We start from the raw sequence: 12,136 nt of genomic DNA, 5'->3' as shown, positions 1-12,136 counted from the left end.
CACAAGCAGATATTGTTCAAATTTGACGGTAGTTTGCAAAAAATATGGAAATTCGGACGTGGAAAGTTGGGATTTGAACAGATTTGGCAGGTACAATAGCCGCTGGTTTATCTTTCAAACCCGAAATGGCGGTCTGCTTTCAGACGGCCTGTTCAGGAAAATGAAATCATGAAATACAGAGATCTGCGAGAATTTATCGCCGGATTGGAAGCCGATGGCAAACTCAAGCGCATTCAGCATCCGGTGTCGCCGCATTTGGAAATGACCGAAATCGCCGACCGCGTGCTGCGCGCCGAAGGGCCGGCGTTGTTGTTTGAAAACCCGATTAAGCCCGACGGTACGCGCTACGATTATCCCGTGTTGGCGAATCTGTTTGGCACGCCCGAACGCGTGGCGCTGGGCATGGGCGCGGACAGTGTGTCCAAGCTGCGCGAAATCGGACAGACGCTGGCGTATCTGAAAGAACCTGAACCGCCCAAAGGCATTAAAGACGCGTTTTCCAAACTGCCGTTGTTGAAAGATATTTGGAGCATGGCGCCGAACGTAGTGAAAAACGCGCCGTGTCAGGAAATCGTGTGGGAAGGTGAAGACGTTGATTTATATAAACTTCCGATTCAGCATTGCTGGCCGGAAGACGTTGCGCCTCTGGTCACATGGGGCTTGACCGTCACGCGCGGACCAAACAAAAAACGCCAAAATCTCGGCATTTACCGTCAGCAATTAATCGGCAAAAACAAGCTGATTATGCGCTGGCTGTCGCATCGCGGCGGCGCGTTGGATTATCAGGAATTCCGCAAACTCAATCCTGATACGCCGTATCCCGTCGCCGTCGTGCTCGGCTGCGACCCTGCCACCATTTTGGGCGCGGTAACGCCCGTTCCCGATACCTTGAGCGAATACCAGTTTGCCGGACTGCTGCGCGGTTCGCGGACGGAACTGGTGAAATGTATCGGCAACGATTTGCAAGTGCCTGCCCGTGCCGAAATTGTATTGGAAGGCGTGATTCATCCGAACGAAACCGCGCTGGAAGGCCCATACGGCGACCACACGGGCTATTACAACGAGCAGGACCATTTCCCCGTATTCACGGTCGAACGCATCACCATGCGTGAAAACCCGATTTACCACTCCACCTACACAGGCAAACCGCCCGATGAGCCTGCCGTTTTGGGCGTGGCGTTGAACGAAGTGTTCGTGCCGCTCTTGCAAAAGCAGTTCCCCGAAATCACCGATTTCTACCTGCCGCCCGAAGGCTGCTCCTACCGCATGGCGGTGGTCAGCATGAAAAAACAGTACGCCGGACACGCTAAGCGCGTGATGATGGGCTGCTGGTCGTTCCTGCGCCAGTTTATGTACACCAAATTCATCATCGTGGTGGATGACGATGTGAACGTGCGCGACTGGAAAGAAGTCATCTGGGCGGTAACCACGCGTATGGATCCAGTACGCGATACCGTTTTGATGGAAAACACGCCTATCGACTACCTCGACTTCGCCAGCCCCGTCAGCGGACTCGGCGGCAAAATGGGCTTGGACGCGACCAACAAATGGCCGGGCGAAACCGACCGCGAATGGGGTCGTGTGATCAAAAAAGACCCTGCCGTTACGGCCAAAATCGATGAGATTTGGGAGCGTTTGGGTTTGTAGATGTCATTTCTATTGGAATTTATACTTCAAATCGTGATGGAAATGATTGGGTCTATGTTGGAAGGTACGATAGAAATATTGAGGCTCGATTGGAGAAAAAGAAAACTTTCCAAAAAAGGCTTGATAATGTTGGCGATATGGTTTGCCATCATTGTTGCACTGATTGTGTATATAGTTATTCCTAAGTAAACATCTTATTCTGACAATGTATCTGTTAAAAGGCCGTCTGAAACTTTTTGGGTTTCAGACGGCCTTTGATTTGAAAACCTAGCGTGGTTTGAGCCACTTCCATTGTTCTTGTATGGTTTCTTGCAGGGCTTTTTGTTTTTCTGCAGACGTGTTCATGCCATTGGTCAAGCGGCTGTAGTCAAGGGTAATGGACGGGTTTTGTACGGTTCCGCCGATTTTGAGGGGAATCGGTTTGTTTTTGGGTTGCAGTACGTTGCTGATAAGCAGGTTTTCGGACAGCTTTTGGGTATTCAAATCGGTATAGCCGCTGCTGACAACGTGCAGGCTGTCGGAAAACAGTTCGGTATTGATATGATGGCTGATGCCTTTCTCGATTTCGCTATTGAGAATGAAATGATGGAAAGGGGTTTTGAGGTTGCTGTTGTCAATTTTTTCCGAAGAGATGCCGTTTTTCAGAATGCTGTCCATATCGATGCCGTGCCATGCGCCGTTGGTAATATCGAGGAGCAGGCTGCCGTTTAGGGCTTGTATCATTTGGGCACGGTCGTTGCCGGAAGTTTGAATGTCGATAACGGCATCGCCGCTGCCGCTGAAGCTGTGGAAGCCGAACAGGTCTTGCAGCAGCGGCTGAATTTGTATGCCTTTTGCGTTTTGCTGAAGGTGGTAAGAAGCGGGTTGGGTGGCCGCAATACTCAGTCCGCCCTCTGTTTTGCCGCCATAAAGCCCGGCTTTGAAACGGTGCAGGGCGATATGTTCTTTATCTGCGGTAAGCAGGGATTCGACGTTTTCAAGTTGCAGGCCGGCAGTTTGAATGGTGCCGATTTGGAGGTTGGCCTCAATGTCGGGCAGCCAGGATTTGGCCAGCAGGGAAGGGAGATTGAGTGACGGCTGGGTTTTCAGGTCTTCTAAGTAAGGGGTTAGATTAAGTTTTTGTAAGGCGATACCGGCGTCAAGGTGCGGACGCGGTTGGGCATCACGTTGGTATTTAAAGGCTAAGGCGAGGGCTTGTCTGTCAAATGCGCCTTTCAGACGGCCTTCCCATGTATTCAGGCTGAAGTTGGCCTGCCCTTCGAGTGTGCTGATGAAGCGTGGACGGGGAAGGCGGTTGATGGTGTCTTGCAGGGTACTGAGGTGCAGTTTGGGCGCATCGATGCCTTTGCCTTTTTGCCAAACCAACGGGCTGGAAAAGGTAAAGTTGGTTTGGAGGCGGTCGTTTTTATGGCTGCCTTTGAGTTCAAAATTGGCGGCGGTTAAAACGGTTGCGTAGAGGTTGGCTTTGTCCAGTTTGAATGAGCCGTCCCATTGGTTGTTTTCGCTGCCGGCAGTCAATGCGCCGTTTAGTGTATTAAGGTGTAAATAGCCGTTTTTGAATTGCAATAGGGGAGAACGTGCGTTGATATGCAAGTTTTGAAAGCCGCTTTCGGCTTGCAGATTAAAGTCGCGGAGTAGGGCGGTTTGGTTTTGCCAATTAAGGCTGCCTGCGATTTGGGCATCCAGCTTGTTTTTGAGTAATACGGTTTGCAGGTTCAGCTTAAGGGTGGGAACACTCCAACCGGCATTGTTGGGTACCAGATAGCCTGCACCCTGCCAACTGATGGGGTTACCGATGTTTTGCAGTGTGCCGCTGATGTCGAAGGGGCGGCCGTCTGAATCGGTTTGCTGCAGGGAAAATTGCAGATTGTTTAAGGCAATATTTTGCTCTTTAGTGTGATAACGGATGTTGCCGTTATTGATGATGATGCGGTTGAGCTGGAAACTTTCTTTTGACGAAGGGTCTTGTTGCAGGCAGGCGGGCAGGTGGTGTTTTGAGTCCAGTGTCAGTGTCGGGTTTAAAAGAATCCATTTCTCAAGTATGGGGGCATCCGACCATAGGCTGCTCCAGCCAAAGCCCATTTTGGATTCGGCGATGTTCAGCGTCGGTGTGTCAGGTTCGGAAGAGGAAAGGCTGAGGTCTTTTAAGATTAGCGTGGGACGCGGCAGCCATTTTCTGCCGATAGTGGCGTTGTATTTGATTTGGCAGCCATGGGCGGAAAAGTTTTTTTGTATGAATACGTCTATGTTTTCTGTATTGAATATGCGGAACATTAAGGCACTCAATACCGCCGCGAGGCATAAAAGCGCGGTAATGCTGAAAACCAGGGTTTTCAGCCAAAATTTTCCTGAGTGCAACATCGAATGAACAGACAATTCAGATTCTCGCTTTGATGGGAGCTTTAAGGAGTGATTGGGAGTTTAAGCCTTGCTGCTTAAGCGTGTGGAAGTATAACACAGAGTGGGCCTGTGTTTCAGACGGCATGGGCATATGAATAAAAACACCGCCCAAAGGCGGTGTTGATTTTAAGCATAAATTATTTACGCAGACCCAGGCGGGTAATCAGTGAACGGTAAGTATCAGGCTGAGTACGGCGCAGGTAAGACAGCAGGCGACGACGTTGGCTAACCATTTTCAACAGGCCGCGACGGCTGTGGTGGTCTTTAGGGTTGGCTTTGAAGTGAGGAGTCAGGTCGTTGATGCGGAAAGTCAACAGAGCGACTTGTACTTCAGAAGAACCGGTATCGCCTTCTTTGCGTTGGAAATCTTTAACAATTTGTGCTTTTTGTTCTACGGTCAATGCCATGATGGATAACTCCGAAAATAAAAGAACCTTTTCAGGTTCGGACAAGTTTGCCAAGCCAAACGACCTAAGCAAACTCCTAAATATCTTTTTATAAAGACGGGCGGATTATGCCACAATTTGTCTTTGTGTGCCACATCTTTTCAGACGGCCAAAAAAAGCGGCGATACCTTTCAGTACCGCCAAAGCTGCTTTGGTGATAAAACTAAACTTTATTTGCTTGCGCAGCGGAAGCCCAAGTTATTTAAAACATATTTGGACTGCAGGCTGGTGCGGATGCCGTAGCGTAAGAATGCCGCATAGTTAGACGGGTCGCTTGAGCCTACGGATGCGCCGCTACAGAACATTTGTGTGTTGGACGAGCCGGCTGAGAGTTGGCTGCTGTTGAAGTCTTCAGTCCATTCCCAAATCAGGCCGTGCATATCGTATACGCCCCAGTAGTTGGGTTTGTTTTTACCGATGTCGTGCAGGCCGTTGCGGCCGCCGTCTGCATACCAATCCAAGATGGTGCGGTTGTAGCCGGGTTCGGCAGAGCCGTCTTTTTGAGTGGCAGAGGCCAAACCTGCAAATTCCCACTCGTCAATAGTCGGCAGGCGTTTGCCTTTGGAAACGCAGTAGGCATTGGCGGCAAACCATGAAACATTGGTTACCGGATGTTTGAGTTCGCTGGCTTTAGGCGCATAACTGTTGCTGCCGTTTTTTACCCAATGTTTCAGGTAAGCTTTTTCAGCTTGTTTGGAGCTGATTTTGTCTTTTTGCCATTGTGGATGTGTTTTCAAAAATTCGGCAAATTCGGCATTGGTTACCGGATATTTGTCAAGCTGGAAGGGTTTGACTTTAATAAGGGAAGTCTCTTTTTTGAGATAGAGAGGGCGATAGCTGCCTCCTTCGATTTTTACCATTTCGGCTGCAAATGTATTGCCGCAGATTAAGGCACTGCCTAAGAGGAGGAGTCGTATGAGTTTCATGGTACGCCCTTATTATCGTTTGAAAACAGAAAATTCATTTTTGAGATAGCCTAATCATAACAAGGCCGTCTGAAAAATCAATCTGTCTGATTGAATAGGAAGATTAATTGTGATGGAAGCCACTGCGACTCTAAGAGAAGAGTAGCAGTGGCTTGGCGTATTAAACCGAGGGATTATTTAGCGGCTTCAGAAGCAGCAGGTGCGGCAGACGCAGCGGCTGGGGCAGAAGCGGCAGCACCGGCAGGTTGGTAAGCGGTGTCGCTCAGTTTTTTGGTCATGATTTCAGGGTTTTCGTTACCCTCAACTTTCAATTGACCCAAAGCACCTTTGTTGAACGCACGGAAGATAGAGTGGTCAACTATAGTGTAGCTGCCTGGAATATCGACTTTGAATTCGATCATGGCGGCGCCACCGGCAGGAATCAGAGTACTTTGTACGTTTTCGTTAATCAGTTTACCACCTTCAACATATACTTTGTCGAAGATTTCGCCGATAACGTGGAAAGAAGATACCAAGTTAGGACCACCGTTACCAACGTACATACGAACAGTTTCACCAGCTTTGGCTTTCAGGGCGTTGTCACCGGCGATAGAGCCTACGTGACCGTTGAATACAACGTATTCAGGTTGTTCGGCAATTGCTTTGTCCATATCGAAAGGTTGCAGGCCTTGAGCGCCTTTTTTACCTTTAGTATAGAAGTCGCCTTGTACGATGTAGAACTCTTTATCTACTTTAGGCAGGCCTTCTTTAGGTTCAACCAAGATCAAACCGTACATACCGTTGGCGATGTGCATACCTACAGGAGCAACGGCACAGTGGTAAATGTACAAACCGGCTTGCAGAGCTTTAAAGCTGAAAGTAGAAGTGTGGCCTGGGGCAGTGAAAGAAGCTTCTGCACCACCGCCTTGACCGGTAGCAGCGTGGAAGTCAACGTTGTGAGGAACAGTAGAAGAAGGATTGTTAGAGAATTCTACTTCTACGGTATCGCCTTCGCGTACACGAATCATTTGGCCCGGAACGTCGCCGTTGAATGTCCAGTAGTGGTATTCAACACCGTCTTCCATAGTCATGGTTTTTTCGACGGTTTCCATTTTAACGCGTACTTTAGCCGGATGATCGCGATCGATTGCAGGTGGAACTTCCGGAGCGTGAGTCATGATGGCATCGACTACAGGCAATTCTGAAGAAGGAGTCTCGGCAGCAGCTTGTGAGTCAGAAGCAGCAGCAGGAGCTTCGGCAGAAGCGGTGGCAGCCGGAGTTTCAGCTGGTTTAGCAGCTTGTTCGCCGCATGCGGCCAGTGCAAATACAGAAGCGATAAGTGCAGCTAAGGTTTGGCGTTTCATGTTTAAAGTTTCCTTATTGTAAGAAAAGTTAAGTATCCTGATAGGATGGTTTGAAATTTTGTATGATTATGTAGGCGCTTGTTTGGGTGTATTTTGACATAAATCAAATTGTTCAATGAATATGAATCTTTTAATCCTTAAATACTCCTTTAGTAGTATAAAAAACTAAACCGAAAAGTTTATTTTTGTGTGAAAATGTTAGTGTGGGCTTAACACAAAATATAACAAAGGAGGAGTTATACAAGATAATAGGAATCAATATCATGTAAGTTAATGGTTTTAAAGGAATATTATTGACAAAATATTTCTTTACTTTTAAAACCGTGATACAATCTTTAACATTCATATTTGATGAATTAATACCCAACCACTTTTTACCAAAATCAAGGAGTACTCAAAATGGGACAGTACAAGAAGCTTTGGTACTTGCTGTTTGCCGTACTGGCAGTATGCTTTACCATTCTTGGTTATATGGGTAGCGAGGTCTATAAAAAGGCTCCGCCATACCCTGAACAAGTCGTTTCTGCATCCGGCAAAGTCCTGATGACCAAAGACGATATTTTGGCAGGTCAATCTGCATGGCAAACTACCGGCGGTATGGAAGTTGGCTCTGTATTGGGTCACGGTGCATACCAAGCTCCGGACTGGACTGCCGACTGGCTGCACCGCGAGCTGGTTGCATGGTTGGATCTGACTGCGCAAGAAACTTACGGCAAAAAATTTGACGAAGTTTCTCCTGAGGAACAAGCTGTTCTGAAAACCCGTTTGGCTGACGAATACCGCAACCAAAGCCGTATTAAGGAAGACGGTTCTGTCGTTATCAGCGATACCCGCGTGAAAGCGATCGAAAGCATTCTGCCTTACTACCACGGTGTGTACAGCGACGATCCTAAGTTCCAAACCACTCGCGAACACTTTGCAATGAAAAACAACACATTGCCAAGCCAAGAAGCGCGTGAAAAACTGTTCAACTTCTTCTTCTGGACTTCTTGGTCTGCTTCGGCCAACCGTCCTGACGAGAACTTCACTTACACCAACAACTGGCCGCACGAGCCTTTGATCAACAACGTACCGACTACTGAAAACTACATGTGGTCCTTCACCAGCGTGGTATTGTTGCTGATGGGTATCGGCTTGCTGATGTGGGGTTACTCTTTCTTGACCAAACATGAAGAGGTTGAAGTACCTACTGAAGATCCTATCTCTAAAGTACAACTGACTCCTTCTCAAAAAGCGTTGGGCAAATATGTATTCCTGACTGTTGCGCTGTTTGTCGTACAAGTACTGTTGGGTGGTTTGACCGCTCACTATACTGTCGAAGGTCAAGGCTTCTACGGTATCGATACCGCACTGGGCTTTGAAATGGCCGACTGGTTCCCATATGCGCTGACCCGTACTTGGCACATCCAATCCGCTATTTTCTGGATTGCAACCGGCTTCCTGACAGCAGGTCTGTTCTTGGCTCCGATTGTGAACGGCGGTAAAGATCCTAAATTCCAACGTGCCGGTGTGAACTTCCTGTACATCGCCCTGTTCATCGTAGTCGGCGGTTCTTACGCAGGTAACTTCTTTGCTTTGACTCACATCATTCCGCCTGAGCTGAACTTCTGGTTCGGTCACCAAGGTTACGAATACTTGGATTTGGGTCGCTTCTGGCAACTTCTGCTGATGGTCGGCTTGCTGTTGTGGCTGTTCTTGATGTTGCGTTGCACCATTTCTGCCTTTAAAGAAAAAGGTACAGACAAAAACCTGTTGGCTATCTTTGTAGCTTCTATGGTTGGTGTGGGTGTGTTCTACGCTCCTGGCCTGTTCTACGGTGAGAAATCTCCAATCGCTGTGATGGAATACTGGCGTTGGTGGGTGGTTCACCTGTGGGTAGAAGGCTTCTTCGAAGTGTTCGCTACTGCTGCCTTCGCATTCATCTTCTACAACATGGGCTTTGTTCGCCGTAGTACTGCTACTGCTTCTACTCTGGCCGCTGCTGCAATCTTCATGTTGGGTGGTATTCCAGGTACATTGCACCACTTGTACTTCTCTGGCTCTACCTCTGCCTCTATGGCAATCGGTGCATGTTTCTCTGCTTTGGAAGTTGTACCTTTGATTCTGCTGGGTCGTGAAGCTTACGAACACTGGTCTTACCAACACCTGTCCGACTGGGCGAAACGTCTGCGTTGGCCTCTGATGTGCTTCGTAGCAGTTGCCTTCTGGAACATGATCGGTGCCGGCGTATTCGGCTTCCTGATTAACCCGCCGATTTCCCTGTTCTACATCCAAGGTCTGAACACTACTGCAGTTCACGCTCACGCGGCTCTGTTTGGTGTGTACGGTTTCTTGGCTCTGGGCTTTGTATTGCTGGTTGCACGTTACCTGAAACCTAATGTTCAATTTGACGACAAACTGATGACTTGGGGCTTCTGGCTGCTGAACGGCGGTCTGGTCGGTATGATTGCCATCAGCCTGTTGCCGGTCGGCGTGATCCAAGCTTACGCTTCTATCACTCATGGTCTGTGGTATGCTCGTAGCGAAGAATTCCTGCAAATGGAAATTCTGGATACCCTGCGTTGGGTTCGTACCGCTGCTGACTTGATCTTTATCGGTGGTGCTGTCTGCGTTGCTATCCAAGCTACTAAAATCGTATTCAGCCGCGATAAATAATCTTAAGCTGAATTAAATCGAAGGCCGTCTGAAAAGTTTTCAGACGGCCTTTCTGTTATAATTTCAATATTCTTAAATCGACAAGACAAAACATTATGTTCAACCAAGCTGCTCAAGAGCTGACCACTGTTCGCGATTTATTGCGTTTCGCCGTCAGCCGTTTTAATGATGCCGGACTGTTTTTCGGACACGGAAGTGATAATGCCCATGACGAGGCAGCCTATCTGATTTTGCACACTTTGAACCTGCCTTTGGATACGTTGGAGCCTTATTTGGATGCCAAATTGTTGCAAAGTGAGAAGGAGGAAGTGTTGTCGATTATCGAACGCCGCGCAGTTGAGCATATTCCTGCCGCGTATCTGACGCATCAGGCATGGCAGGGCGAGTTTGATTTTTATGTCGATGAGCGCGTTATCGTGCCTCGTTCTTTCATTTACGAATTGCTGGGCGACGGTATCCGTCCTTGGATTGAACACGATGAGTTGGTGCATCGAGCTTTGGATTTGTGTACCGGTAGCGGCTGTTTGGCCATTCAAATGGCGCACCACTATCCCGATGCACAAATCGATGCCGTTGATTTAAGCCTGGATGCGTTGGAAGTGGCCGCCATCAATATCGAAGATTATGGCTTGGAAGACCGCATCAGCTTGGTGCATACCGATTTGTTCGAAGGTTTGGATGAAACCTACGACTTAATTGTTTCCAATCCGCCTTATGTCGATGCGGAATCTGTGGAAGCATTGCCTGATGAATACCTGCACGAGCCCGAATTGGCTTTGGGCAGTGGCGAAGATGGTTTGGACGCTACACGTCAAATCATTCTGCAAGCGGCGAAATATTTGAATCCGAAAGGTATATTGCTGGTTGAAATTGGTCACAATCGTGAAGTATTGGAGGCTGCTTATCCCGAATTACCGTTTACTTGGTTGGAAACCAGCGGTGGCGATGGGTTTGTATTCTTGTTGACCCGTGAGCAATTATTGGGTGAAGAGTAGTTTATTTTGATATAAATAAAACAAAGGCCGTCTGAAAAAGTTTCAGACGGCCTTTGTTTTGTATAACCTTTAATATTTTAAGAAAATACAAATGCCTATGGTATGCCGAATATGAAATCCAAGCAGGCTTTGAAACTATGGCTTATAATATTTGCCATAGTTTTTAATGTCAGTGGATTCTTATTACTGACTGTTTGTAGAACATATACTGCCAAACTCTATATTATGAATAATTATTTAAAATCAGGCCTGTTGGCTGCTGCCTTGTTCAGTATGCCCGTTGCCGCCTTTGCCCAGCAACATACCGTTTATTTCAATCAAAACGGTAAACTGACGGCGACCATGCCTTCGGTTGCTTACGTCCGCCAATACAAGATTGAGGCAGGCAAGGCGCAAGTGCAGGATTTTTACTATCCATCGATGAAAAAATATTCTGATCCTTATGAAGTACCTGCCGGTCAGATTAAGGTTTTTGTGCCGGCGTTGGATAATGGTACGCTGACCCTGTGGCATTTCAACGGTCAGAAAAAGATGGTTGGCAGCTATCGCAACGGCAAACCGCATGGCGAATGGGTCAACTGGTATCCAAACGGCAAAAAATCTGCGGTGATGCCTTATCAAAATGGCCTGAGTGAGGGCGTGGGTTCCCGCTATTACCGAAATGGTGTGAAAGAAAGCGAAATCCAATTTAAGCACGATAAAGCCAATGGTCATTGGAAACAATGGTATTCAGACGGCAGTCCGAAAACTGAAATGATGATGAGCAATGACAAACCGACGGAGATCATCAGTTGGGATGAAAATGGCCGCATCGTGTCTGAATTGAGTATTCGCAACGGTAAACGTAGCGGCATTATTTTGGATTGGTATGATGATGGTGCGAAGAAATCCGAGTTGGTTTATAAAGACGACCAGTTGGTGAAAAAAACTTTCTGGGATACAGACGGATACGTCCTTGAATAATTTTGATTATAAAAAACCGCAGGCTGATCAGCTTGCGGTTTTTTATTACATACAGCCTTTGTTTTGACATAGGGTAAATAACGGAGCGCCGCTTTCACGGATTTTTTTGCCGCCGTCCAAGTCGGTAAATTCCAAAATGGCAGCCGCTTCGATTACTTCGCCGCCCAATTTGCGGATCAGCTCGACACCTGCCAGCATTGTGCCGCCGGTTGCTACCAAATCATCTACCAACAAAACGCGTGCGCCCGGCTTGATGGCGTCGGTATGGATTTCTACCGTTGCTTCGCCATATTCCAAAGCGTAACTTTGAGAAACCGTATCAAACGGCAGTTTGCCTTTTTTGCGGATGGGGACAAAGCCGACGTTCAGCTGATAGGCCAAAGCTGCGCCAATGATGAAGCCGCGCGCATCCAAGCCCGCAACGACATCAACTTTTTGCCCCATATAGCGGTAAACCAGTAAATCGACCAGCAGGCGGAAATATTCTGCGCTTTGCAAAACGGGAGTAATGTCATGAAACAAAATCCCTTTTTGCGGCCAGTTTTCAATTTTACGGATTTTGTCCGCCAAAGCTTCTACGCCCATTACTTCAGGATGAATCAACATCTCGACATTCCGAAATCAAAAAGTTTTTAACACGATATTGTAGCGGTCATATGCGGACTTGCCAAATTAATCGATACAATAGCCAAATTTTGCAACATGCCGTCTGAAATTCCGAGAAACATTGTGTTGTGTTATAATTTACAGATACATACCAT

General features: G+C 47.5%; 9 protein-coding genes. 4 read left to right on the top strand and 5 right to left on the bottom strand.

The features are described 5' to 3' along the window. Positions 1 to 168 precede the first annotated feature (168 nt). Entirely contained in the window at positions 169 to 1,647 is a 1,479-nt protein-coding gene (gene ubiD / locus ACTHTS_RS02380; RefSeq protein WP_440369104.1) for a 4-hydroxy-3-polyprenylbenzoate decarboxylase, read from the top strand. Between the two features lie 267 nt (positions 1,648 to 1,914). Here the strand turns inward: ubiD and ACTHTS_RS02375 are convergent, their stop codons facing one another. From ACTHTS_RS02375 to nirK, 4 genes are all read right to left on the bottom strand, one after another. Further along, positions 1,915 to 4,008: an AsmA family protein gene (locus ACTHTS_RS02375; RefSeq protein ID WP_440369184.1), complete on the bottom strand. Its 2,094-nt coding sequence runs from the start codon at positions 4,006 to 4,008 to the stop codon at positions 1,915 to 1,917. A 176-nt stretch (positions 4,009 to 4,184) separates the two neighbouring features. Further along, positions 4,185 to 4,454: a 30S ribosomal protein S15 gene (gene rpsO, locus ACTHTS_RS02370; protein WP_036491726.1), complete on the bottom strand. Its 270-nt coding sequence runs from the start codon at positions 4,452 to 4,454 to the stop codon at positions 4,185 to 4,187. A 209-nt stretch (positions 4,455 to 4,663) separates the two neighbouring features. Then, positions 4,664 to 5,419: a formylglycine-generating enzyme family protein gene (locus ACTHTS_RS02365; protein ID WP_003745813.1), complete on the bottom strand. Its 756-nt coding sequence runs from the start codon at positions 5,417 to 5,419 to the stop codon at positions 4,664 to 4,666. A 173-nt stretch (positions 5,420 to 5,592) separates the two neighbouring features. Further along, a complete protein-coding gene (nirK, locus tag ACTHTS_RS02360; protein WP_440369103.1) occupies positions 5,593 to 6,762 on the bottom strand; it encodes a copper-containing nitrite reductase in 1,170 nt (389 codons plus the stop codon). Between the two features lie 399 nt (positions 6,763 to 7,161). Here nirK and ACTHTS_RS02355 point away from each other — a divergent pair, with 399 nt between their 5' ends. The 3 genes from ACTHTS_RS02355 to ACTHTS_RS02345 all read left to right on the top strand — a co-directional run bounded on the left by ACTHTS_RS02355 (position 7,162) and on the right by ACTHTS_RS02345 (position 11,375). Further along, positions 7,162 to 9,417: a nitric-oxide reductase large subunit gene (locus tag ACTHTS_RS02355; RefSeq protein WP_063067952.1), complete on the top strand. Its 2,256-nt coding sequence runs from the start codon at positions 7,162 to 7,164 to the stop codon at positions 9,415 to 9,417. Between the two features lie 95 nt (positions 9,418 to 9,512). Continuing rightward, positions 9,513 to 10,412 carry a 50S ribosomal protein L3 N(5)-glutamine methyltransferase gene (prmB, locus tag ACTHTS_RS02350; RefSeq protein ID WP_440369102.1) on the top strand — a complete coding sequence of 300 codons (900 nt, stop codon included), beginning with the start codon at positions 9,513 to 9,515 and terminating at the stop codon, positions 10,410 to 10,412. 225 nt (positions 10,413 to 10,637) lie between these two features. Then, positions 10,638 to 11,375, top strand: a complete 738-nt coding sequence (locus ACTHTS_RS02345; RefSeq protein ID WP_003686026.1) for a toxin-antitoxin system YwqK family antitoxin — start codon at positions 10,638 to 10,640, stop codon at positions 11,373 to 11,375. 45 nt (positions 11,376 to 11,420) lie between these two features. On the opposite strand, the gene ACTHTS_RS02340 is transcribed toward ACTHTS_RS02345, so the two are convergent. Beyond that, positions 11,421 to 11,981 (bottom strand): adenine phosphoribosyltransferase, encoded by a 561-nt coding sequence (locus tag ACTHTS_RS02340; RefSeq protein ID WP_003682296.1) that lies wholly within the window; start codon positions 11,979 to 11,981, stop codon positions 11,421 to 11,423. Between the last annotated feature and the right edge of the window lie 155 nt (positions 11,982 to 12,136).

This window comes from Neisseria sp. P0019.S003, from assembly GCF_051957115.1.
GTDB classification, from domain to species: Bacteria; Pseudomonadota; Gammaproteobacteria; order Burkholderiales; family Neisseriaceae; genus Neisseria; species Neisseria flavescens_D.
The sequence above is the reverse complement of the archived record's forward strand: the minus strand, read 5'-3'. Positions and strand labels throughout refer to the sequence as shown.

Coding starts and splice junctions, on each gene's coding strand:
- nirK (WP_440369103.1), bottom strand. CDS start 6,762: ATGAAACGCCAAACCTTAGCTGCACTTATCGCTTCTGTATTTGCACTG.
- ACTHTS_RS02345 (WP_003686026.1), top strand. CDS start 10,638: ATGAATAATTATTTAAAATCAGGCCTGTTGGCTGCTGCCTTGTTCAGT.
- ACTHTS_RS02340 (WP_003682296.1), bottom strand. CDS start 11,981: ATGTTGATTCATCCTGAAGTAATGGGCGTAGAAGCTTTGGCGGACAAA.
- ubiD (WP_440369104.1), top strand. CDS start 169: ATGAAATACAGAGATCTGCGAGAATTTATCGCCGGATTGGAAGCCGAT.
- prmB (WP_440369102.1), top strand. CDS start 9,513: ATGTTCAACCAAGCTGCTCAAGAGCTGACCACTGTTCGCGATTTATTG.
- ACTHTS_RS02365 (WP_003745813.1), bottom strand. CDS start 5,419: ATGAAACTCATACGACTCCTCCTCTTAGGCAGTGCCTTAATCTGCGGC.
- ACTHTS_RS02375 (WP_440369184.1), bottom strand. CDS start 4,008: ATGTTGCACTCAGGAAAATTTTGGCTGAAAACCCTGGTTTTCAGCATT.
- ACTHTS_RS02355 (WP_063067952.1), top strand. CDS start 7,162: ATGGGACAGTACAAGAAGCTTTGGTACTTGCTGTTTGCCGTACTGGCA.
- rpsO (WP_036491726.1), bottom strand. CDS start 4,454: ATGGCATTGACCGTAGAACAAAAAGCACAAATTGTTAAAGATTTCCAA.